Genomic DNA, 21,090 nt, shown 5'->3' with positions numbered 1-21,090 from the left:
ACTTTTATTTCATGTTACAATAAAAGTAATTGTTTCTAGAATAAGAAAGGTTGAAAGTAGGTGACATCGTGGGAAAAATCATTGCTATCGCTAATCAAAAAGGCGGTGTTGGAAAAACAACAACATCCGTTAATTTAGGGGCTGGATTGGCACAAGTAGGAAAAAAAGTCCTTCTCGTAGATATTGATGCTCAAGGAAATGCAACGACTGGTGTAGGAATTGAAAAGTCTGAATTAGATCAATGTATTTATAATGTTCTTGTGGAAGATGCAGATGTTCAAGGCGTTATACGGAAAACCACAACTGAAAACTTAGATGTTCTACCCGCTACAATTCAATTGGCTGGTGCTGAAATTGAATTGGTACCAACCATTTCCCGGGAAGTACGCTTGCAAAGAGCATTACAGTCAATTCGTGATGAATATGAGTATATTATTATTGACTGTCCCCCATCCTTAGGATTATTAACGATTAATGCATTAACAGCAGCAGATTCTGTTATTATTCCTGTACAGTGTGAATATTACGCGCTGGAAGGGTTAAGTCAGCTATTAAATACAGTTCGACTTGTGCAAAAGCATTTAAATAAAAATTTAGCAATTCAAGGTGTATTGTTAACGATGTTGGATGCTCGTACAAATTTAGGAATTCAAGTTATAGATGAAGTGAAAAAATACTTTAGGGATAAAGTATATCGTTCGATTATTCCTCGTAATGTTCGCTTAAGTGAGGCACCAAGTCATGGAAAACCAATTATGCAGTATGACGCTAAATCAAGAGGAGCAGAAGTATATTTAGATTTAGCAGAGGAAGTGATTGCAGGTGGCTAAGGGATTAGGAAGAGGAATCAATGTGTTTTTTCCAGATTTAGATGTGAAAGAAGAAGAAACGATTCAGGAGATTATAGTAACTGAATTAAGGCCGAATCCATATCAACCACGTAAACATTTCAATAAAGAAGCGATTCAGGAATTAGCGGCTTCTATTAAAGAGCACGGTATATTGCAACCGTTAATTGCTCGAAAGAGTATTAAAGGATATGAAATAGTTGCAGGTGAAAGAAGATATCGTGCTGCTAAAGAGGCCGGACTTGAGAAAGTGCCTGCTGTCGTAAGGCAATTAAATGAGCAGCAAATGATGGAATTTGCTTTGCTTGAAAACTTACAACGAGAAGATTTAAATCCTATGGAAGAGGCAATGGCATATCAGATGTTAATGAACGAGCTAAATGTAACACAAGAACAATTAGCAAAACGTCTTGGTAAAAGCAGGCCTTATATCGCAAATTATACTCGATTGTTAAGCCTCCCTTCATTCGTTCAAGATATGATTGCAAACGGTCAGCTTTCAATGGCTCATGGAAGAACTTTACTTACAATAAAAGATGAAGAACAGTTGAAATCTTTATTGAAGCGAATTGAAAAAGAAGGACTGAATGTTCGCCAATTGGAACAAATTGTCCAGGAAATTAATCAACGTGTTTCACGTGAAACACAACAAGTGAAAAAAGAAAGAAATATATTTTTTGTAGAGCGTGAAACATTTTTAAGAGAAAAGTTTGGTACGGATGTAAAGATCAAAGAAACGAAAAAAGAAAAAGGTAAAATCGAAATCGAATTTTTTAATAAAGAAGACTTAAATCGAATTTTAGAATTATTATCAAAGGGAAATTAAAAAGCAAACCATCTTATTGTTTATAGATGGTTTGCTTTTTTTAATGCAGATAATTTTTGGTCTGTTTCTTTTATACTTTGTGCAATTACATCAGCCATCTTCATGACTAAACTTAGTCTTGTATTTTGAAGTACGAAAAACTCCATGAAACCATTTAAATTTACGATGCCATGAATATGCAAATCACCAATTTCAGGTAATTTCTTATTCATCGCAGCTCCAGGTTTACTGGGGCCCTTTCCGGTAGTTATAGAACCGATACTTTGAGATTTACCTAAACATGCATCAACAGCAATAATAAATGAAGTAGGATTTTCTTTCTGTATATTCTGAATTTTCTCTTCTAAGTTTAGTGCATGTATTGGTTCGTCTAGTGTGCCGAACACTTGAAGGTTTTTGATTTCAATTTGTTCTAGTTTAGTACCAACTAATGGACCAAGTGCATCACCGGTGGAACGGTCTGTTCCGATACAAACGAGAATGAGTGGTATATTAGTCTTAATGGGAATATGGGAAAGTAAGAAATTGCTGATTGTCTCAGAGGCTTCTAAGTCATGATGCATAACATTTTGAGTTTCTTTTTCAAAAAAAGGTAAGCGAAAACTTCTAATATTCATGAAGCACCCATCCTTTTAATAAATTTTCACAATATGTTATATGGTGTCTGAAATGGAAAATTATAAGTGCATACTTTTTGCAAACTGTGAATGAAAACAGAAATAATAGTACTAGTATATATATATTCGTCTCATTTTATACCTGAATGGAAGTTAACAAATGGAATTAAAGTCATAAATTTTTTTTAGAAATCAGAGAGAGTTCTGATACAATAATAAGGATAACTAAAAAGAAATTTTAGCTGGAGAGGTAGAGGGACATGGATTTAGCGTTGAAATGGTTTGAGTCCATTGATTGGACGAATATAGGTGTGAAATCACTAAAAATAATCGTTATTTTAATACTTGGTGCAATCGTTGTGCGAGTTGTGAGGGCAATTGTACGAAATGCGTTTCGTATGGGAAGCCGTTCGCCGATTCAAATTTCAGAACGTCGTACAGTTACGGTAGCGAAGTTGCTTGAAAATATTGTGGCATACGTTGTTATGTTCATTATGTTAATTGCAATTTTAGGTGTGTTTGATATTAATGCGTCAGGTCTATTAGCCGGTGCTGGGGTAATTGGTTTAGCAGTCGGTTTTGGTGCACAAAGTTTAGTTAAAGATGTTATTACAGGATTATTTATTTTGTTAGAGGATCAATTTTCAGTAGGTGATTATGTAAGAATAGGTCAATTTGAAGGAACTGTTTTGGAAATTGGACTACGTACAACGAAGATGAAAAGCTGGACAGGTGAAATCCATATAATACCAAATGGTAGTATTGTACAAGTAACGAACTTTTCCGTTAGTAATAGTGTAGCATTTGTTGATGTATCTATTTCTTATGAAAGTGATATAGTACGAGCGGAGCAAGTTATTGAAGATTTATTAGTGGAATTACCAGAAAAATATGAGAAAATGGTAACAACACCTCAATTGCTAGGTGTTCAAACACTGGCAGCGTCTGAAGTTGTATTACGTGTTATTGCTGAAGTTGAGCCGATGCAGCATGCAGTTATTGCGAGGGCTCTTCGCAAAGAGATTAAAAATCGTCTTGATTTACATGGGATTGAAATTCCATACCCACGTATGGTTTTATATAGTCGCGAAGAATTAGTTAGTGAAAAAGCAATTTAATAGTGGGAGGGATTTAGAGAATGGAGCAAAAGCAATATAACTTGTACGATGTTGTGGAAATGAAGAAAGCCCATCCATGTGGTGAAAATCGCTGGAAGATTATTCGTATGGGAATGGATATCCGCGTTAAGTGCGAGGGGTGTGACCATTCGGTAATGATTCCTCGAAGAGAGTTTGATCGTAAGGTAAAAAAAATACTTGTGAAGCATGAAGAATAGTGAAAAAGCAACAGCTGCAGTAGACAGCCGTTGCTTTTTTTCATTTGGTGGAAACTTGTCATTTTTTTCGTTACTATCTATAATGATGAAAGATTGAGACATAGGAGTGAAAAATATGGGATTAACGGCTGGGATTGTTGGATTACCTAACGTAGGGAAGTCCACTTTATTTAATGCAATTACACAAGCAGGAGCAGAATCTGCGAACTATCCATTCTGTACAATCGATCCAAACGTAGGGATTGTAGAAGTACCAGATGAGCGTTTAAATAAATTAACGGAATTAGTAGAACCGAAAAAAACTGTTCCAACTGTATTCGAATTTACTGATATCGCAGGTATCGTAAAAGGTGCGAGTAAAGGTGAAGGGTTAGGAAATAAATTCTTATCTCACATTCGTCAAGTAGATGCAATTTGCCAAGTTGTTCGTTGTTTTGAAGATGAAAATATTACGCATGTTTCAGGAAAAGTAGATCCAATTGATGACATTGAAACAATCAACTTAGAGCTAATCTTAGCGGATTTGGAATCTGTTGATAAACGTATCGAACGAGTTGCGAAGTTAGCAAGACAAAAAGATAAAGAAGCTGTATATGAGCATGAAATTTTAGTTCGTTTAAAAGAAGCTTTTGAAGAGGGAAAACCAGCTCGTACTGTTGAATTTACAGAAGAGCAAATGAAGATTGTTAAAGGCCTTCATTTACTTACAACGAAAGAAATGCTATACGTAGCAAACGTAAGTGAAGATGATATTATGGATCCTTCTGACAATAAATATGTACAAATGGTAAAAGAATTTGCAACAAATGAAAATTCACAAGTAATTGTTGTATGTGCAAAAATTGAATCAGAAATTGCTGAGTTAGATGAGGAAGAGAAGAAAGTATTTCTTGAAGAACTAGGTATTGAAGAATCTGGTTTAGATCAATTAATTCGTGCTGCATATGACTTATTAGGACTTGCTACTTACTTCACAGCTGGTGTGCAAGAAGTACGTGCATGGACGTTTAAACAAGGTATGAAAGCACCACAATGTGCTGGTGTTATTCATACGGACTTTGAGCGTGGATTTATTCGTGCGGAAACAGTTTCTTATGATGATTTAATGACAAATGGCTCTATGACAGCTGCAAAAGAAGCTGGTAAAGTACGTTTAGAAGGAAAAGAGTATATCGTAAAAGACGGAGATGTTATGCACTTCCGCTTTAACGTTTAATTTAATATTTCCTAGGAAAAATAAAGATATGAACTTGGCAAATATATTATATGTTTGCCAAGTTTTTTACGTATTGGTGAGTTGATTCATATAACTTACTATGATATAATCTAAACTCGTGAGTAATTACTATAAATTAATTGCTCCTTGCCCATTATGGGCCGTTTAGACCAAAAGGAGGTGAAAGTGTAATGAGAAAGTACGAAATTATGTACATCATTCGTCCTGGCGTTGAAGAAGAAGCTCAAAAAGCTTTAGTTGAACGTTTCGCAGGTGTTTTAACAAACAATGGTGCAGAAATCATTAACACAAAAGAGTGGGGTAAGCGTCGTTTAGCTTACGAAATCAACGACTTACGTGAAGGTTTCTACATGATCTTAAAGGTGAACTCTAATTCAGAAGCGATTAACGAATTCGACCGTTTAGCTAAGATCAACGAAGATATCCTTCGTCATATCGTTGTTAAAGAAGAAGAAAAATAATTAAGATATATAGGGAGAGTGGTTCGATTGATGAATCGTGTTATCCTCGTTGGTCGTTTAACTAAGGACCCTGACTTACGTTACACGCCCAATGGTGTTGCAGTAGCTACTTTTACGTTAGCTGTGAATCGCGCATTTGCGAATCAACAAGGTGAGCGTGAAGCTGACTTTATTAATTGTGTAATATGGCGTAAACAAGCAGAAAACGTGGCAAATTATTTGAAAAAAGGTAGCTTAGCAGGCGTAGACGGACGTCTTCAAACTCGTACTTACGATGGACAAGATGGTAAACGTGTATATGTAACAGAAGTTCTTGCGGAGAGCGTACAATTTTTAGAGCCGCGTAATGGCGGTGGGGAGCAACGTGGTTCATTCAATCAGCAACCATCAGGAGCTGGTTTCGGTAACCAAAGCTCTAACCCATTTGGTCAATCTAGTAATCCGGGTAACTCAGGTAACTCAGGTAACACTGGATTTACGAAGAATGACGATCCATTTTCGAATGTTGGTCAACCGATTGACATTTCGGACGACGATTTACCATTTTAATGGTATGAATCGGATATTTTTAACAAAGAATGGAGGGAATAGACATGGCAGGACGCAAAGGTGGACGTGCGAAACGTCGTAAGGTGTGTTTCTTCACATCTAACGGCATCACTCGCATTGACTATAAAGATGTTGATTTATTAAAACGTTTCGTTTCTGAGCGCGGTAAAATTTTACCACGTCGTGTAACAGGAACAAGCGCGAAATACCAACGCAAACTTACAGTTGCAATTAAACGTGCTCGTCAAATGGCACTTTTACCATATGTTGGTGAATAATAGCGTATGAAATGCACAGTAGAGTCGGACTCTACTGTGCATTTTGCTATGCTTTTCTTTTTTGAGAGAGAGGTTGAATGATGAAAAACACGAGATTTATTACTGAGGGTGCAGCGTTATTGGCTATATATGCAATTTTGTTGCTTATATCTATGTATGTTCCGATTTTAGGTACAATGGTAACGTTTGTGTTGCCGTTACCATTTATATTATTAACAGTAAGACATAAACTATCTAATATACTCGTTATTTTTGTAGCGGCACTTTTTATTACAGTTATTGTGAGTCAGCCGATTAGTCTCATAAAGACAGTGATGTTTGGATTAATAGGTGTTGTATTAGGGTATATGTATAAAAAAGGGAAAAAACCAGTGGAGATATTGATAGCTGGAACGCTTGCATATTTAATTGGTATGATGCTCATTTATGTTGGAAGTATAAAATTTTTCAACATAGATTTAATGAAGCAAATGCAAAATATATTTAGTGAAAGTATGGCGCAAAGTGAAAAGATAGCAACTGCTGCTGGTATGCCAGTTAGTAAGGAACAAAAAGAGTTATTTGCACAAATGAATGATATATTACAGACGTTATTTCCAAGTATACTTGTACTAGTTTCTGTATGTTTTTCTTGGATCACAGTGCTAATATCAGGTAGTGTTTTGAGGAAGTTAAAGCACGACGTTACACCTTGGCCTAAATTTAAAGATATACAATTGCCAAAGAGTATTGTCTGGTATTACGTCATATTTATTTTGTTAGCAACTTTTATAAAAGTAGAACCAACATCATATTTACATATGGTATTTTCTAACCTATATGTAATCTTTGCTTTGCTGTTCGTATTGCAAGGATTAACGTTTATCACCTTTTTAGCACACAGAAAAGGTTTTACGAGGGGTATTCCTATTATTAGTTTTATTGTATGTATGTTTATTCCAATGCTGTTTCCTCTTGTGACAATCTTAGGTATAATTGATTTAGGGATTTCATTGCGTTCTAAAATAGGGGAATAAAATAATATTCCTTACACTATTTTAATTTGTTTAACTAACTGGAAGGTGAGTTAGTTTTACTTTATAGGAGTTGTATACATGCCTGAATTTTATAAGAAACAGTGGTTTTTATATCCTGTTTACGTATTGGCATTTTTTGTGTTGGTGCTAATCTCGATTCTCTGTTATTTCCACTTAATTATGGGGATATCTTCCTTTTTGGTTTTTAGCATCGTTTTCTTTTTAGTTATACGATTTGAACTTACCTTTCAAAGGAACTTTGAAAAGTATACGACAGATATGATTACTAGGGTAAAAAAAGTGAGTAACGAAGCATTCAACCAGATGCCAATCGGTATATTGTTATACAATAAGGAGTATGGGATTGATTGGGCAAATCCTTACTTGTCTTCATGTTTGGGGCAACACGCATTAGCTGGGTGGCATCTGTACGATGTATCAGAAACATTACTCCTTTTTATTAAAGGAGAGACTTCTGATGATATAGTATCTTTAAATAGTCGGAAGTTCCGTGTGTTTGTAAGGAAAGAAGAAAAACTAATTTATTTTTTTGATGTAACTGAGCAAACAGAGATTGAAAAAATGTATGAGGATCAGCGCACTGTTTTGGCTGTTATTTATTTAGATAATTACGATGAAGTTACACAAGGGTTAGATGATCAATTACGTACGAATATAACAAGTCTTGTGACGTCACGTCTAAATGAATGGGCCGTTAAGTATGGTGCATATTTGAAACGTGCATCTTCAGAAAGATTCTTCGTTGTACTAAATGAAAGTATTTTAGCGCAAATGGAGAAAGGGAAATTTAGTATTTTGGATCAAGTGCGTGAAGAAACATCAAAAAGGAATATACCACTTACATTAAGTGTTGGTGTTGGCTCAGGTGATTTACCTTTAGCGGAGCTTGGAGCGATGGCTCAATCTGGTTTAGACCTTGCATTAGGACGAGGAGGAGACCAAGTAGCTATTAAACAAGCAACGGGTAAAGTTAAGTTTTACGGTGGCAAGACGAATCCGGTCGAAAAGCGTACTCGTGTACGTGCTAGAGTTATTTCGCATGCATTAAAGGATTTAGTATTAGAAAGCAGTAATGTCATTATAATGGGGCATAGAGCCCCTGATATGGATGCGATTGGTGCGGCGATTGGTATTTTAAAGGTAGCTCAATTAAATGAGCGCAAAGGATATATTGTATTAGATGAAAATGATTCTGATAAAGGAATCAAGCGTTTGATGGATAAAGTGAAACAAAATGAAGAGTTATGGTCACACTTTATTACACCAGGGCAAGCGATGGAATTTGCAAATGATGATTCATTACTTGTTGTTGTTGACACGCATAAACCTTCAATGGTGATGGAGGAAAAACTGTTACATAAGATTGAAAATGTAGTGGTTATTGACCATCATCGCCGTGGAGAAGATTTCATTGAAGATCCATTACTTGTTTATATGGAACCGTACGCTTCTTCAACGGCAGAGCTTGTTACAGAGTTACTTGAGTATCAACCGAAAAATTTAAAGATGACAATGTTAGAAGCAACGGCATTGTTAGCTGGTATTATTGTTGATACGAAAAGTTTTACATTCCGTACAGGCGCTCGTACCTTTGATGCCGCTTCTTATTTACGCTCGCATGGCGCAGACACTGTAGTTGTACAAGAACTTTTAAAAGAAGATATGGGTCAGTATTTACGAGTTGCAAAAGCCATTAAAAATGCGTACATTTATAAAAATGGAATTGCGATTGCTAAAGTTGATGGTGATGAATATTATGACCAAGTACTTATTGCACAATCAGCAGACACATTATTGACAATGACAGGTATCATTGCATCGTTTGTTATTGCAAAACGTGGAGAAAATTTCATTGGAATTAGTGGTAGATCTTTAGGTGAATTGAATGTACAGCTAATTATGGAGAATTTAGGAGGTGGCGGGCACTTAACAAATGCAGCCACACAAATGAAAAATGTTACAGTAGATGAAGCGGAGGAGAAGCTTCAATTTGTTATTGATGACTATTTACAGGGAGGCACACAATCATGAAAGTAATTTTTCTAAAAGACGTAAAAGGTAAAGGTAAAAAAGGAGAAATAAAAAACGTACCAGATGGTTATGCAAATAATTTCTTACTAAAACAGGGGTTAGCTGCCGAAGCGACAAACAGCAGTATGAAAACTTTAGATGCTCAAAAGCGCAAAGAGGAAAAAGATGCAGCAGCAGAGCTTGAAAGTGCAAAACAATTAAAAGAAACATTAGAGAAATTAACTGTAGAATTAAAGGCGAAATCTGGAGAAGGTGGCCGTTTATTTGGTTCTATTACAAGCAAACAAATTGTAGATGCAATGCAAAAATCACACAAGATTAAACTTGATAAACGTAAATTTGAAATGGACGATGCAATCCGTGCATTAGGTTATACAAAAGTCACTGTAAAATTGCATCCGCAAGTAACAGCGGCAGTAAAAGTTCATGTTAGTGAACAATAAAAATAAATTAAGCAAGGAGGATTGCGCATGAGTGATGTACTGGCTGATCGTACCCCTCCGCATAATATAGAAGCAGAGCAGGCGGTTTTAGGGGCTATATTGATTGATCAAGATGCATTAACGTCAGCATCAGAGCTGTTGCTACCTGACTCGTTCTATCGAACGAAACATCAAAAGATTTTTGAAGTCATGCTTGGGTTGTCTGATAAGGGAGAACCAATCGACTTAGTAATAATGACATCAGCGATGGCTGATCAAGGGTTACTAGAAGAAGTTGGTGGGGTTTCTTATCTAGCAGAATTAGCAGAAGTTGTTCCAACAGCTGCTAATGTAGAATATTATGCACGCATCATCGCTGAAAAGGCACTTTTACGTCGTTTAATTCGAACGGCAACTCATATTGTATCGGATGGATACGAGCGAGAAGATGATGTGGATGGCCTTTTAAATGAGGCTGAGAAAAAAATATTAGAAGTATCACATCAAACAAATGCAAAAGCATTCCAAAACATTAAAGATGTTCTTGTAGATGCTTATGATAAAATTGAACTTTTGCATAATCAAAAAGGTGAAGTTACTGGGATACCAACTGGATTTACTGAATTAGATAAGATGACCGCGGGTTTTCAGCGAAATGATTTAATCATCGTAGCAGCGCGTCCGTCGGTGGGGAAAACTGCATTTTCATTAAATATCGCACAAAACGTAGCGACGAAAACTGATGAAAATGTAGCGATTTTTAGTTTGGAGATGGGCTCTGATCAGCTTGTTATGCGTATGCTTTGTGCAGAAGGAAATATTGATGCGCAAAGACTTCGTACCGGTTCATTAACTTCTGATGATTGGGCGAAATTAACAATGGCGATGGGTAGCCTTTCTAATGCTGGTATATATATTGATGATACACCAGGGATTAAAGTAAATGAGATTCGAGCAAAATGTCGTAGATTAAAGCAAGAACAAGGTCTTGGGATGGTTTTGATTGACTATTTACAGCTTATTCAAGGAAGTGGGAAATCAGGAGAAAACCGTCAGCAGGAAGTATCTGAGATTTCTCGTACATTAAAAGGGATTGCACGTGAATTGCAAGTACCTGTTATCGCCTTGTCGCAGTTATCTCGTGGTGTAGAATCTCGTCAAGATAAACGCCCGATGATGTCTGACATTCGTGAATCAGGAAGTATCGAGCAGGATGCTGACATTGTGGCCTTCCTATATCGTGAAGATTACTATGATCGTGAAACAGAAAATAAAAATACAATTGAAATTATCATTGCAAAACAACGTAATGGTCCAGTAGGTTCAGTAGAGCTTGCGTTTGTTAAGGAATTTAATAAATTCGTCAACTTAGAACGCCGCTTTGAGGATGGACATGCACCGCACGCATAAAGGCAGTATAAAAAAGAAACACATTTCTTATAATAAGATGTGTTTCTTTTTTTTTATATGAAAGATAGGGCTTTCATAAGGTGAATATGTAATTCTTACGAACGAAAACGTTTTTCGATAAAAAAATGTTCGCTTTTTGGTTGACTTCTTTTTCTGTTTTGGTACAATTATATTGTTTGAATAGATCGTTTGAAAATTGCGGAGGTGCTTTAATAATGTCTTCAGTAGTAGTTGTAGGAACACAATGGGGCGACGAAGGAAAAGGTAAAATCACTGATTTTCTTTCTGAGCATGCGGAAGTAGTTGCAAGATATCAAGGTGGAAATAACGCGGGACATACAATTGTTTTCGGCGGAGTTAAATATAAATTACACTTAATTCCATCTGGTATTTTCTATAAAGAGAAAATTTGTGTAATCGGAAATGGCTTAGTAGTAGATCCGAAAGCATTACTTGAAGAGTTAAAATACTTACACGATCGTGGTGTAAGTACTGATAATTTACGTGTAAGTAACCGTGCGCACGTTATTTTACCTTATCACTTAAAACAAGATGAGTTAGAAGAAGCGAGTAAAGGTGATAACAAGATCGGTACAACGAAAAAAGGTATCGGTCCTGCATATATGGATAAAGCTGCTCGTATTGGTATCCGTATGGCTGATCTTTTAGACCGTGAAGCATTTAAAGAGAAGCTTGAGCGCAATTTAGTGGAAAAAAATCGTTTGTTTGAAAAAATGTACGATACAGAAGGTTTCAGCGTAGAAGAAATCTTTGAAGAGTACTTCGAATACGGACAACAAATCGCACAGTATGTATGCGATACATCTGTCGTATTAAATGATGCACTAGATAACAATCATCGTGTATTATTTGAAGGTGCACAAGGTGTTATGCTTGATATTGACCACGGTACGTACCCGTTCGTTACATCTTCTAACCCAATTGCTGGTGGTGTAACAGTTGGAACTGGAGTTGGTCCTGCGAAAGTTACTCGCGTTGTAGGTGTATGTAAAGCATATACAAGCCGTGTAGGTGATGGTCCATTCCCTACGGAACTTAATGATGAAATCGGTCATCAAATTCGTGAAGTTGGTCGTGAATACGGAACAACAACTGGTCGTCCGCGCCGCGTAGGTTGGTTCGATAGCGTTGTTGTAAGACATGCACGTCGTGTTAGTGGTTTAACAGACTTATCATTAAACTCTATCGATGTATTAACAGGTATCCCAACTCTTAAAATTTGTGTTGCTTACAAATACAATGGCGAAGTTATCGATGAAGTTCCAGCTAACTTAAACATTTTAGCGAAATGTGAGCCTGTATATGAAGAGCTTCCAGGTTGGACAGAAGATGTTACTGCTATGAAATCATTAGATGAACTTCCTGAAAATGCAAGAAAATACGTAGAGCGTGTTTCTGAATTAACAGGAATCCAATTATCTATGTTCTCAGTTGGACCAGATCGTAATCAAACAAATATCGTTCGTAATGTATACGAAGCTTAATTGATATAAAAAATTGATTCTTTTAAGAAAAAACTCATGTTTTCATGAGTTTTTTCTTATCTTTTATAAAAAAAAAAAAAAGGTATTGCAAAAATGAAAGATAACATGTTATGATATGTCTTGTCGTCACGAAAATATGACGTTGGTGAGTATGAGCCATTAGCTCAGTTGGTAGAGCATCTGACTTTTAATCAGAGGGTCGAAGGTTCGAATCCTTCATGGCTCACCATTTTATTTTTCGTGGCCCGTTGGTCAAGTGGTTAAGACACCGCCCTTTCACGGCGGTAACACGGGTTCGAATCCCGTACGGGTCATGTTTTTTTATGTTCATTTTTGGTCCCGTGGTGTAGTGGTTAACATGCCTGCCTGTCACGCAGGAGATCGCCGGTTCGACCCCGGTCGGGACCGCCACTTTTGTTTATACCACCATTAGTGGTTTTATATATAGTTTTGGCTCGGTAGCTCAGTCGGTAGAGCAGAGGACTGAAAATCCTCGTGTCGGCGGTTCGATTCCGTCCCGAGCCACTCTCAGGATATTAAGTGGGCCCACTTAATATCCTTTTTATTTTGTCCAGTTTTACAAAAGTGGGTAGTTATTTTACAATAGAATGAGGAGCCTCTAGCAGTTGAAGCTAGAGGTTTTTCTATAGATCGTATAGGATTCCGTGTAAAAGTGGATGATACATGAGTCTATGAGAATAGAGGAGAAATACTTAGACTAAGATTGTTGTCATATAGGAACATACTATAGAAACACCAATATGTTTGAGGATTATTGATCATATTTTTATAAGGAGGAAATAGACGATGATGGGAAAGAAAATTTTAGTAGTTGATGATGAAAAGCCGATTGCGGATATTTTGAAGTTCAACCTAGAAAAAGAAGGTTTTGAAATTGTAATGGCGCATGATGGTGATGAGGCGATTGAAAAAGCAAATGAAGAACAGCCAGATATGGTTTTATTAGATATTATGTTACCGGGAAAAGACGGTTTAGAGGTATGTCGTGAAATACGTAAAAGCTCAGAAATGCCAATTATTATGCTTACAGCAAAAGACTCTGAAATTGATAAAGTATTAGGGCTTGAGCTTGGGGCAGATGATTATGTAACGAAGCCATTTAGTACGAGGGAGTTACTTGCTCGTGTGAAAGCAAATTTACGTCGCCATCAGCAGGGTGGTGCTGCAGAGAAAGAAGAAAATACCGAAATGGTTATTGGACCAATCGTTATCAATTCGAACGCTTATAGTGTAACGAAGCGTGAAGAAAGCATTGAGCTTACACATCGTGAATTTGAATTACTACATTATTTAGCGAAGCATTTAGGTCAAGTTATGACTCGTGAACATTTATTACAAACAGTTTGGGGTTATGATTATTTTGGAGATGTACGTACAGTAGACGTAACAGTACGTCGTTTACGCGAAAAAGTTGAAGATAATCCAAGTCATCCTACTTTAATTGTAACTAGACGTGGGGTAGGGTATTACTTGCGTGACCCAGAACAGGAATAGTATATGAAGAAAGTTGGTTTTTTTCAATCTATTCATTTAAAATTTGTGCTCATATATATGCTGTTAATATTAATAGCAATGCAAGTAATTGGTGTATATTTCGTCAGGGAATTAGAAAAAAGCCTTGTAAAAGGCTTTCAAGATTCCTTAACGCAGCAAACAAACTTACTTTCTTATAACCTGAAGCAAGAGTTTGTAAAAGAACGTCCTAAAACAGAATCAGTAGATAAAGCTATTAATGATTCGATTCAAAAATTCGCATCAGATCGTAAGAGAGATATTCAAGAAGTAAGTGTAATTGATTCTACTAAAAAATTAATGGCAATTTCAGATGCGTCTAAGCAAAATAAGGTAGGACGAACGTCAGCAGATACAGCTGTACAACGGGTAATGGTACAAAAGAAACCAGAGTCAAAGATTGAGAAAGATGGACATACAGGTCATCGAGTTCAAGTTATGATTACCCCTATTCTAAAAGAGCCGGGCGGAGATGTACTTGGCGTCATTCATATTGTTGCATCTATGGAAGATGTGTATAAACAAATGAAGGACATCAACCAAATTTTCGCAACGGGGACAGTAATTGCTTTATTAGTAACAGCTGTACTTGGAATTTTATTGGCTCAAACAATTACGAGACCAATTTCAGATATGCGAAGACAAGCAATTGAAATGGCGAAAGGAAATTATTCGCGAAAAGTAAAGGTGCATAGTCACGATGAGATTGGACAATTAGCATTATCTTTTAACAATTTATCTAAAAAATTACAACAAGCTCGTTCCTCCACAGAAAGTGAAAGACGAAAATTATCATCCGTTTTATCACATATGACAGATGGAGTAATTGCTACTGATCGAAAAGGGGATATCATTTTATTAAATGATCCTGCGGAAAAGATGTTAAATGTTTCGCGTGAAACGGCGCTAGATCAATCAGTGTTAGAAGTGTTAGGAATACAAGAAGAATTTACACTTGATCATTTATATGAAGAACCTGATTCAGTTTTATTAGATTTTAGTACGAGAAATGAGCCATATATTTTACGTGCTAGTTTCTCTGTTATTCAAAAAGAAACAGGGAAGGCAAATGGTTTAATTGCTGTATTATATGATGTAACAGAGCAGGAGCGGATAGAACAAGAGCGCCGTGAGTTTGTTGCGAACGTATCTCATGAGTTAAGAACGCCGTTAACAACAATGCGCAGTTACTTAGAAGCACTTACTGATGGAGCATGGCAAGATCCAAATATTGCACCGCAATTTTTAACGGTTACACAAGAGGAAACGGAAAGAATGATCAGGCTTGTAAATGCATTGTTACAACTATCTAAACTAGATAGTACAGAACATCGCTTAATGAAGGAATGGGTCGACTTTACTGACTTCTTTAATAACGTTATCGATCGCTTTGAAATGTCTAAAGAGCAAAATGTAAGCTTCAAACGATCTTTCTCTAAAAAATCTCGATTTATTGATATGGATACAGACAAAATCACACAAGTTTTATATAACATTATTTCCAATGCACTAAAATATTCGCCAGAAGGTGGTACAGTAACATATCGCCTGCGTGACCGCGGGGAGTTATTAGAGATTAGTGTGAGTGATCAAGGAATGGGAATTCCGAAAGAAAATGTAGATAAAATATTTGAACGTTTTTATCGTGTAGATAAAGCGCGTTCGAGACAAATGGGTGGTACAGGTCTTGGGTTAGCTATTGCGAAAGAAATGATTGAGGCACATGGCGGCTCGATTTGGGCGAAAAGTGAGGAAGGAAAAGGGACAACTATTTATTTCACATTGCCAATGGCGACAGATGAAGAGGACGATTGGGAATGAGTATGGAAAACTTTAAAACGATAGTTCTAATTAATTTGGTTGTCATTAGTCTATTTCTTACTTTTAACTTATGGACATATGTTCCTGATTCCACTTCTATGCAAAATACAAAGTTCGTTCAAGGTAACGAAGAGATAAATCAGGTAAAGATTTCGGAGGTTGTTCGCCCATCCTCTGTCGTTATTCATAAAGAGAAAAATCATTATGTAAGCGAAAAGAAGGCAAATGTGGATTCAATCTATAAAATTCTTGAAAACGGAGAATTACATGATTTTAGGGAAATAACGGGGACAGTCCCTAAAGGTGATTTTCTGTCTTATGTACACGGAGAAGAAAAAATTGAATTTGTTTTCCCTACAAATATCCCGTTAGATACGATTAAAGATATGTTTAATATTAAAGATAAAAACATAGAAAGTAACAGAAGTTTTAATCGTATTATAATTGACCCTTCTAGAAGTACGGACCAAGAAATTAAAGTTAGCTTTGTTTCCTATGATACTCCTCATAAAATATATCAAGCAAAATTGAGCGGTGCTTATATAAAGGATATTATAAATGCTCAAAATCAACTTATAACAGTAGCAAGACCATATTTTGAATATCAAATAAATGATACAAAAAAACTTTTTTTACCAGATGGGATTACGGAATTAAGTAAGGCAGAGTATATTACAGCTAAACTAGAGGTGGATCCATTCAAAAATGCTTTATTTAGTGATCCACGTTATTTAAGTCCTATTTCTGAGAAAGAAAAGGAAACATTTACGGATGGCATCCGTTCTATGGAAATTGATAAGTTGGATGCAATGTTGAAATATAAAAATTCCGCTGTACATGGTGATAAACCTACGGATAATGCGGTGATTTTACAAAAAAGTTTTGACTTTGTAAGTGGGCATAGTGGATCCTTTAAGTCCTATCGTCTTGATTATATTAATGGGAGGAAAACTTCATTCCGTTTATATGAGGATGGTTTGCCTGTATTTAATGCCAATGGAATAGCGGAATTAAAACAAGTATGGGGTTCAGGTGAAATTATGCAGTATGAAAGACCCTTTTTTGAGTTCAGTATTACTTTGCCTAGTAAACAACAAACAACTTCTCTTGCATCAGGTCATACAGTGATGACATCACTAGAGAATAACCCGGAAATTGATAAAAAATCAATTCAGGATGTTGGTATTGGTTATAAAATGTCATTGGAACCTTCCATCAGTGATGGGAGTGGGAGAATCGCTGTCTTACAGCCGATATGGTATGTAAAATGTGAAGAAGATGGTAAGCAACAAATATATGAGTGGAGTGAGGGGGGACTAAATGGATTGGGATCGAATTAAAACCATATTTATTGTGACCTTTTTTGTTTTAGACCTCTTTCTTATCTTTCAGTTCATTCAAAAGCAAGATAGTAATCAATTAGAAATTGTGACGGAAACGAAAATCGATCAACAATTAAAAGCTGAAAAAATTACTATGGGGAATTTTCCTAAAGAACCGAAAAAAGAGTCATTTATAATGGCAAAAAATAAGGTTTTCAAAGAAGAAGATGTGCAATCTTTAAAAAATCAGACGGCGCATGTGCAAGACGAATATCAAATAGAGAGTAAATTAAAAGAGCCTTTTTTAAATACAAAATCATTGTCAAAAGATAAGTATAATGAGTTTTTGAAAAATTATGTGCTGGATGGACAAAAATATGAGTTTGGGGCAATAAAGGACTCAAAAATTTACTTCTTTCAAAAGTATAAAGATAAACCAATCTTCTACAATAATCGTGCGATGATTGTTGTAGATTTAAATGAAAAAAATGAGCTCATTTCGTATAAACAAACAATGTTAACGGATTTGAAGGAAATGGGCGAAAGCGAAAAGACGAAAGAACAAGAAATTATTACTGCGCAAACAGCTTTAGAAAATATATATTTGAAAAATAAAATTGCAGAAAATACGCACGTGAAAGAGGCGCAGATTGGATATGCGACTCTTGCGGAGTCTTCTTCTAATATACAAGTGCTTGCTCCAACATGGAACTTAAAGACAGAACAGAAAAAGGATTTTTTTGTGAATGCAATTGAAGGACAAGTTATGGAATTAGGGGAAACTCAAGTGCCGGAAGAACATAATGGAGTGAGAAAGAATGAGTATGCATTTTAGTGTACTTGCAAGTGGAAGTACAGGGAATATGTTATATGTAGGAACAGATGAAAAAAAGCTGCTCGTCGATGCAGGTTTAAGTGGTAAAGCGACAGAGGCTTTATTTAAACAAGCTGAACTGAATATAAATGACATATCAGGTATTCTTGTAACACATGAGCATAGTGACCACATTAAAGGATTAGGTGTATTGGCGCGTAAATATGATTTACCTGTTTATGCGAACGAGAAAACATGGAATGCAATGGAACATTTAATAGGTAATATCCCAATTGATCAAAAATTCATTTTCTCAGTAGGAGACGTGAAAACATTTGGAGATATTGAAGTTGAATCATTTGGTGTTTCTCATGATGCGGCGGAACCGATGTTTTATGCTTTTCATAACAATAATAGAAAGTTAGCTCTTATTACAGATACAGGCTACGTAAGTGACCGTATGAAAGGTGTTATTAAGGGAGCGAACGCTTTCGTATTTGAAAGTAATCATGATGTGGAAATGCTTCGTATGGGGCGCTATCCATGGAGCATTAAGCGACGTATTTTAAGCGACGTTGGCCACGTTTGTAATGAGGACGCTGCATTAGCGATGGCTGATGTTATTACAGACGAGACAAAACACATTTATTTAGCGCATTTAAGCTTAGATAATAACATGAAAGAATTAGCGCGTATGTCTGTATCACAAGTATTAGAAGAAAAAGGTTTTGGGGTTGGAGAATCCTTTGAAATACATGATACGGATCAAAAAATGCCTACGAAAATTCAATACGTATAATTCTTCATTTTAGTAAACAATAAAGGTGAATATAGTTGTTTTCAGGAAGATAGGTGAACAAATATGTCCTTTATTGATGAAGAAAAATATCGTATTAAACGCGCAGGGAAAAAGAAACATAAAGGTATTGTCATTTCTAGCATAGCGGGAACAATTGTAGGAGCTTCATTATTTGCATTTGGAGCTCCTTTATTTTCAAATCATGCAGGTAAGCTTCCGCAAGCTGAAGCAAGTGAAAAAAATATGGCTGAAGCTCAAAGTGGAAATGTTCCTGTTAAACAGATTAGCTTTGTAGACGCTGTTGATCGTGCTTCAGAGGCTGTTGTTGGTGTTATTAATATTCAACGAGACGATTTTTCAGAGGCTGATTCGGAAGCTGGTACAGGCTCTGGTGTGATTTATAAGAGAACAGATGGACATGCGTATATTGTAACGAATAACCACGTTGTTGCTGGGGCGAATCGTATTGAAGTGAGCTTAAGTGACGGTAAGAAAATTCCAGGTAAAGTATTGGGAACCGATGTAGTCACAGACTTAGCGGTACTAGAAATAGATGCGAAGCATGTGAAGAAAGTGATTGAAATTGGCGACTCGAATACCGCTCGTAGAGGAGAACCAGTTATTGCGATTGGAAATCCACTTGGGTTACAATTTTCCGGAACTGTCACACAAGGTATTATTTCGGCTAATGAGCGTATTGTTCCTGTAGATTTAGATCAAGATGGACATTACGATTGGCAAGTAGAAGTATTGCAAACAGACGCAGCAATTAATCCAGGTAATAGTGGTGGAGCGCTTGTAAATGTAGCGGGACAATTAATAGGTATTAACTCAATGAAAATTGCAGCAAAAGAAGTAGAAGGAATTGGACTAGCTATTCCAGTTACGAGAGCTGTGCCTATTATGAATGAACTAGAAAAGTACGGTAAAGTAAGAAGACCTTACGTTGGGATTGAACTAAGATCATTAAATGAGATTCCGAGTTACTATTGGTCAAAAACGTTACAATTACCAGGTAACGTAACAGAAGGAGTCTGCATTTTAGATGTGAAAAGTCCTTCGCCAGGTACGGATGCGGGTCTTAGAGAACATGATGTTATTGTGGCGGTAGATGGAAAAGCGGTGCACGATATTATTGGGTTCCGCACGGCCTTATATAATAAAAAAATTAATGATAAAATGACTCTTACGTTTTATCGTGGTACAAAACGAGCGACAACAACGGTGAAATTAGGCATTCAAAAGTATTAAAAACAGGAGGGCCTACCTCCTGTTTTCTATTGTAGAAAAGTGAGGTGAAGAATATGAATTTACCTTGTTGTTTAGAACATGTTGAATTAGCATTAGATATCATTGTGGATGAGTGTGAAGTTGCACCGGTTATTAACAATGTGGATAACTCTAAAGAAGAGAAAAAAACATGTGAATTTTGTCAAAATGAGGCGACATATGTTGTATCGAACACAGATTCTCACACAATATGTGGGTAACATTTGTGGATATGTGGATAAGTCCTGTGGATAACGTGTTTGTAAGGTGGGGAATAGATGTGAATATCTCGATTATTTCAATCGGAAAATTAAAAGAAAAATACTTAAAACAAGGTATAGCAGAATACTTAAAACGATTATCTTCTTACGCAAAAGTAGAAGTAATTGAGTTACCAGATGAAAAGGCACCAGAAAATTTAAGTGCAGCAGAAATGTTAATTGTAAAAGAAAAAGAGGGCATACGTATACTGGATAAAATTTCTGATGATACGCACGTCATTGCGTTAGCAATAGAAGGGAAACAAAAATCATCAGAAGAATTTGCAGTAAGCTTAGATCGTCTTGCTACATATGGAAAGAGCAAAATCACATTTGTAATTGGTGGATCACTGGGGCTTAGTTCTGAAGTAATGAAGCGTTCAAATGAATCTCTTTCTTTCTCAAAGATGACATTACCACATCAATTAATGCGATTAGTATTGCTTGAGCAAGTGTATAGAGCGTTTCGTATTAATCGTGGGGAACCGTATCATAAATAGTGGGTAATAATTGAAAGTTAATAATGCCCTATTTATTAAAATAAATTATAATTGGTTGTATATGTAATAAAAATATGATCAAAAAATTAGCACTTATCTTTACAGGATAGAGTGCTTTTTTCTATATGTAATTCATTATTTTAGATTTAGTCGATACATAATTAAAAGGGGAGATGTAAGTATTTGGTGAAATAAAGCATAATCAATATAGGAAA

General features: G+C 36.1%; 22 protein-coding genes and 4 tRNA genes. 25 read left to right on the top strand and 1 reads right to left on the bottom strand.

Annotated features, from left to right (window positions below; genetic code table 11):
- Positions 1 to 68: 68 nt before the first annotated feature.
- A complete protein-coding gene (gene soj / locus NSQ47_RS20590; protein ID WP_341037933.1) occupies positions 69 to 830 on the top strand; it encodes a sporulation initiation inhibitor protein Soj in 762 nt (253 codons plus the stop codon).
- On the top strand, positions 823 to 1,674 hold the full coding sequence (gene spo0J, locus NSQ47_RS20585; RefSeq protein WP_171902578.1) for a stage 0 sporulation protein Spo0J: 852 nt from the start codon (positions 823 to 825) through the stop codon (positions 1,672 to 1,674). Before soj ends, spo0J begins: the two co-directional genes overlap by 8 nt.
- Before the next feature lie 20 nt (positions 1,675 to 1,694).
- Here the strand turns inward: spo0J and yyaC are convergent, their stop codons facing one another.
- Positions 1,695 to 2,291 (bottom strand): spore protease YyaC, encoded by a 597-nt coding sequence (yyaC, locus tag NSQ47_RS20580; protein ID WP_002159665.1) that lies wholly within the window; start codon positions 2,289 to 2,291, stop codon positions 1,695 to 1,697.
- 260 nt (positions 2,292 to 2,551) lie between these two features.
- On the opposite strand from yyaC, the gene NSQ47_RS20575 reads away from it, so the two are divergent.
- The 23 genes from NSQ47_RS20575 (at position 2,552) to rlmH (ending at position 20,875) form a co-directional block, all read left to right on the top strand.
- Complete coding sequence (locus NSQ47_RS20575) at positions 2,552 to 3,409, top strand: mechanosensitive ion channel family protein (protein ID WP_002144563.1); 858 nt, start codon at positions 2,552 to 2,554, stop codon at positions 3,407 to 3,409.
- Between the two features lie 20 nt (positions 3,410 to 3,429).
- Positions 3,430 to 3,627 carry a DUF951 domain-containing protein gene (locus NSQ47_RS20570; protein ID WP_000436054.1) on the top strand — a complete coding sequence of 66 codons (198 nt, stop codon included), beginning with the start codon at positions 3,430 to 3,432 and terminating at the stop codon, positions 3,625 to 3,627.
- A 115-nt stretch (positions 3,628 to 3,742) separates the two neighbouring features.
- Positions 3,743 to 4,843, top strand: coding sequence for a redox-regulated ATPase YchF (gene ychF, locus NSQ47_RS20565; protein ID WP_002113228.1), 1,101 nt, complete (start codon positions 3,743 to 3,745; stop codon positions 4,841 to 4,843).
- 191 nt (positions 4,844 to 5,034) lie between these two features.
- Complete coding sequence (rpsF, locus tag NSQ47_RS20560) at positions 5,035 to 5,325, top strand: 30S ribosomal protein S6 (protein ID WP_002144565.1); 291 nt, start codon at positions 5,035 to 5,037, stop codon at positions 5,323 to 5,325.
- 27 nt (positions 5,326 to 5,352) lie between these two features.
- The gene (ssb, locus tag NSQ47_RS20555; RefSeq protein ID WP_002144566.1) at positions 5,353 to 5,874 is read left to right on the top strand and encodes a single-stranded DNA-binding protein; all 522 of its coding nucleotides are present in this window, start codon (positions 5,353 to 5,355) and stop codon (positions 5,872 to 5,874) included.
- Positions 5,875 to 5,918: 44 nt separating this feature from the next.
- Positions 5,919 to 6,152, top strand: a complete 234-nt coding sequence (gene rpsR / locus NSQ47_RS20550) for a 30S ribosomal protein S18 (RefSeq protein ID WP_000918874.1) — start codon at positions 5,919 to 5,921, stop codon at positions 6,150 to 6,152.
- Between the two features lie 80 nt (positions 6,153 to 6,232).
- Positions 6,233 to 7,168 carry a YybS family protein gene (locus tag NSQ47_RS20545; protein ID WP_341037929.1) on the top strand — a complete coding sequence of 312 codons (936 nt, stop codon included), beginning with the start codon at positions 6,233 to 6,235 and terminating at the stop codon, positions 7,166 to 7,168.
- 78 nt (positions 7,169 to 7,246) lie between these two features.
- Positions 7,247 to 9,220: a DHH family phosphoesterase gene (locus NSQ47_RS20540; protein WP_340826852.1), complete on the top strand. Its 1,974-nt coding sequence runs from the start codon at positions 7,247 to 7,249 to the stop codon at positions 9,218 to 9,220.
- The gene (gene rplI, locus NSQ47_RS20535; protein ID WP_002144568.1) at positions 9,217 to 9,663 is read left to right on the top strand and encodes a 50S ribosomal protein L9; all 447 of its coding nucleotides are present in this window, start codon (positions 9,217 to 9,219) and stop codon (positions 9,661 to 9,663) included. Before NSQ47_RS20540 ends, rplI begins: the two co-directional genes overlap by 4 nt.
- 27 nt (positions 9,664 to 9,690) lie before the next feature.
- Complete coding sequence (gene dnaB / locus NSQ47_RS20530; RefSeq protein WP_002113222.1) at positions 9,691 to 11,052, top strand: replicative DNA helicase; 1,362 nt, start codon at positions 9,691 to 9,693, stop codon at positions 11,050 to 11,052.
- 215 nt (positions 11,053 to 11,267) lie between these two features.
- Positions 11,268 to 12,557 carry an adenylosuccinate synthase gene (locus NSQ47_RS20525; RefSeq protein ID WP_002138921.1) on the top strand — a complete coding sequence of 430 codons (1,290 nt, stop codon included), beginning with the start codon at positions 11,268 to 11,270 and terminating at the stop codon, positions 12,555 to 12,557.
- A 153-nt stretch (positions 12,558 to 12,710) separates the two neighbouring features.
- Positions 12,711 to 12,786 (top strand) — tRNA-Lys (locus NSQ47_RS20520).
- 13 nt (positions 12,787 to 12,799) lie between these two features.
- Positions 12,800 to 12,871 (top strand) — tRNA-Glu (locus tag NSQ47_RS20515).
- A gap of 21 nt (positions 12,872 to 12,892) precedes the next feature.
- Positions 12,893 to 12,968: transfer RNA gene (locus NSQ47_RS20510), tRNA-Asp, on the top strand.
- Between the two features lie 41 nt (positions 12,969 to 13,009).
- Positions 13,010 to 13,082 (top strand) — tRNA-Phe (locus NSQ47_RS20505).
- A 282-nt stretch (positions 13,083 to 13,364) separates the two neighbouring features.
- On the top strand, positions 13,365 to 14,072 hold the full coding sequence (gene walR, locus NSQ47_RS20500) for a cell wall metabolism DNA-binding response regulator WalR (RefSeq protein ID WP_002089942.1): 708 nt from the start codon (positions 13,365 to 13,367) through the stop codon (positions 14,070 to 14,072).
- Positions 14,073 to 14,075: 3 nt separating this feature from the next.
- Complete coding sequence (walK, locus tag NSQ47_RS20495) at positions 14,076 to 15,911, top strand: cell wall metabolism sensor histidine kinase WalK (RefSeq protein WP_002113220.1); 1,836 nt, start codon at positions 14,076 to 14,078, stop codon at positions 15,909 to 15,911.
- Positions 15,908 to 17,251, top strand: coding sequence for a YycH family regulatory protein (locus tag NSQ47_RS20490; protein WP_341037928.1), 1,344 nt, complete (start codon positions 15,908 to 15,910; stop codon positions 17,249 to 17,251). Before walK ends, NSQ47_RS20490 begins: the two co-directional genes overlap by 4 nt.
- The gene (locus NSQ47_RS20485) at positions 17,232 to 18,068 is read left to right on the top strand and encodes a two-component system regulatory protein YycI (RefSeq protein ID WP_016106794.1); all 837 of its coding nucleotides are present in this window, start codon (positions 17,232 to 17,234) and stop codon (positions 18,066 to 18,068) included. The genes NSQ47_RS20490 and NSQ47_RS20485 overlap by 20 nt, the downstream gene beginning before the upstream one ends.
- Entirely contained in the window at positions 18,052 to 18,846 is a 795-nt protein-coding gene (locus NSQ47_RS20480; protein ID WP_002159673.1) for an MBL fold metallo-hydrolase, read from the top strand. The genes NSQ47_RS20485 and NSQ47_RS20480 overlap by 17 nt, the downstream gene beginning before the upstream one ends.
- Positions 18,847 to 18,909: 63 nt before the next feature.
- Positions 18,910 to 20,097 (top strand): S1C family serine protease, encoded by a 1,188-nt coding sequence (locus NSQ47_RS20475; RefSeq protein ID WP_341037925.1) that lies wholly within the window; start codon positions 18,910 to 18,912, stop codon positions 20,095 to 20,097.
- A gap of 53 nt (positions 20,098 to 20,150) precedes the next feature.
- Positions 20,151 to 20,336 (top strand): CxxH/CxxC protein, encoded by a 186-nt coding sequence (locus tag NSQ47_RS20470; protein ID WP_002035001.1) that lies wholly within the window; start codon positions 20,151 to 20,153, stop codon positions 20,334 to 20,336.
- A 59-nt stretch (positions 20,337 to 20,395) separates the two neighbouring features.
- Positions 20,396 to 20,875 carry a 23S rRNA (pseudouridine(1915)-N(3))-methyltransferase RlmH gene (rlmH, locus tag NSQ47_RS20465; RefSeq protein WP_002113213.1) on the top strand — a complete coding sequence of 160 codons (480 nt, stop codon included), beginning with the start codon at positions 20,396 to 20,398 and terminating at the stop codon, positions 20,873 to 20,875.
- Positions 20,876 to 21,090 lie beyond the last annotated feature (215 nt).

Origin of the sequence: Bacillus sp. FSL R10-2780 (genome assembly GCF_038006125.1) — a bacterium.
GTDB classification, from domain to species: domain Bacteria; phylum Bacillota; class Bacilli; order Bacillales; family Bacillaceae_G; genus Bacillus_A; species Bacillus_A cereus_U.
Note: the sequence above shows the minus strand (reverse complement) of the source record. Positions and strands in the feature narration are given on the sequence as shown.

Excerpts from the sequence above, each read along its gene's own strand:
- yyaC (WP_002159665.1), bottom strand. The coding sequence starts at position 2,291 with ATGAATATTAGAAGTTTTCGCTTACCTTTTTTTGAAAAAGAAACTCAA.
- NSQ47_RS20575 (WP_002144563.1), top strand. The coding sequence starts at position 2,552 with ATGGATTTAGCGTTGAAATGGTTTGAGTCCATTGATTGGACGAATATA.
- NSQ47_RS20570 (WP_000436054.1), top strand. The coding sequence starts at position 3,430 with ATGGAGCAAAAGCAATATAACTTGTACGATGTTGTGGAAATGAAGAAA.
- ychF (WP_002113228.1), top strand. The coding sequence starts at position 3,743 with ATGGGATTAACGGCTGGGATTGTTGGATTACCTAACGTAGGGAAGTCC.
- rpsF (WP_002144565.1), top strand. The coding sequence starts at position 5,035 with ATGAGAAAGTACGAAATTATGTACATCATTCGTCCTGGCGTTGAAGAA.
- rpsR (WP_000918874.1), top strand. The coding sequence starts at position 5,919 with ATGGCAGGACGCAAAGGTGGACGTGCGAAACGTCGTAAGGTGTGTTTC.
- NSQ47_RS20545 (WP_341037929.1), top strand. The coding sequence starts at position 6,233 with ATGAAAAACACGAGATTTATTACTGAGGGTGCAGCGTTATTGGCTATA.
- NSQ47_RS20540 (WP_340826852.1), top strand. The coding sequence starts at position 7,247 with ATGCCTGAATTTTATAAGAAACAGTGGTTTTTATATCCTGTTTACGTA.
- rplI (WP_002144568.1), top strand. The coding sequence starts at position 9,217 with ATGAAAGTAATTTTTCTAAAAGACGTAAAAGGTAAAGGTAAAAAAGGA.
- dnaB (WP_002113222.1), top strand. The coding sequence starts at position 9,691 with ATGAGTGATGTACTGGCTGATCGTACCCCTCCGCATAATATAGAAGCA.
- NSQ47_RS20525 (WP_002138921.1), top strand. The coding sequence starts at position 11,268 with ATGTCTTCAGTAGTAGTTGTAGGAACACAATGGGGCGACGAAGGAAAA.
- walR (WP_002089942.1), top strand. The coding sequence starts at position 13,365 with ATGATGGGAAAGAAAATTTTAGTAGTTGATGATGAAAAGCCGATTGCG.
- walK (WP_002113220.1), top strand. The coding sequence starts at position 14,076 with ATGAAGAAAGTTGGTTTTTTTCAATCTATTCATTTAAAATTTGTGCTC.
- NSQ47_RS20490 (WP_341037928.1), top strand. The coding sequence starts at position 15,908 with ATGAGTATGGAAAACTTTAAAACGATAGTTCTAATTAATTTGGTTGTC.
- NSQ47_RS20485 (WP_016106794.1), top strand. The coding sequence starts at position 17,232 with ATGGATTGGGATCGAATTAAAACCATATTTATTGTGACCTTTTTTGTT.
- NSQ47_RS20480 (WP_002159673.1), top strand. The coding sequence starts at position 18,052 with ATGAGTATGCATTTTAGTGTACTTGCAAGTGGAAGTACAGGGAATATG.
- NSQ47_RS20475 (WP_341037925.1), top strand. The coding sequence starts at position 18,910 with ATGTCCTTTATTGATGAAGAAAAATATCGTATTAAACGCGCAGGGAAA.
- NSQ47_RS20470 (WP_002035001.1), top strand. The coding sequence starts at position 20,151 with ATGAATTTACCTTGTTGTTTAGAACATGTTGAATTAGCATTAGATATC.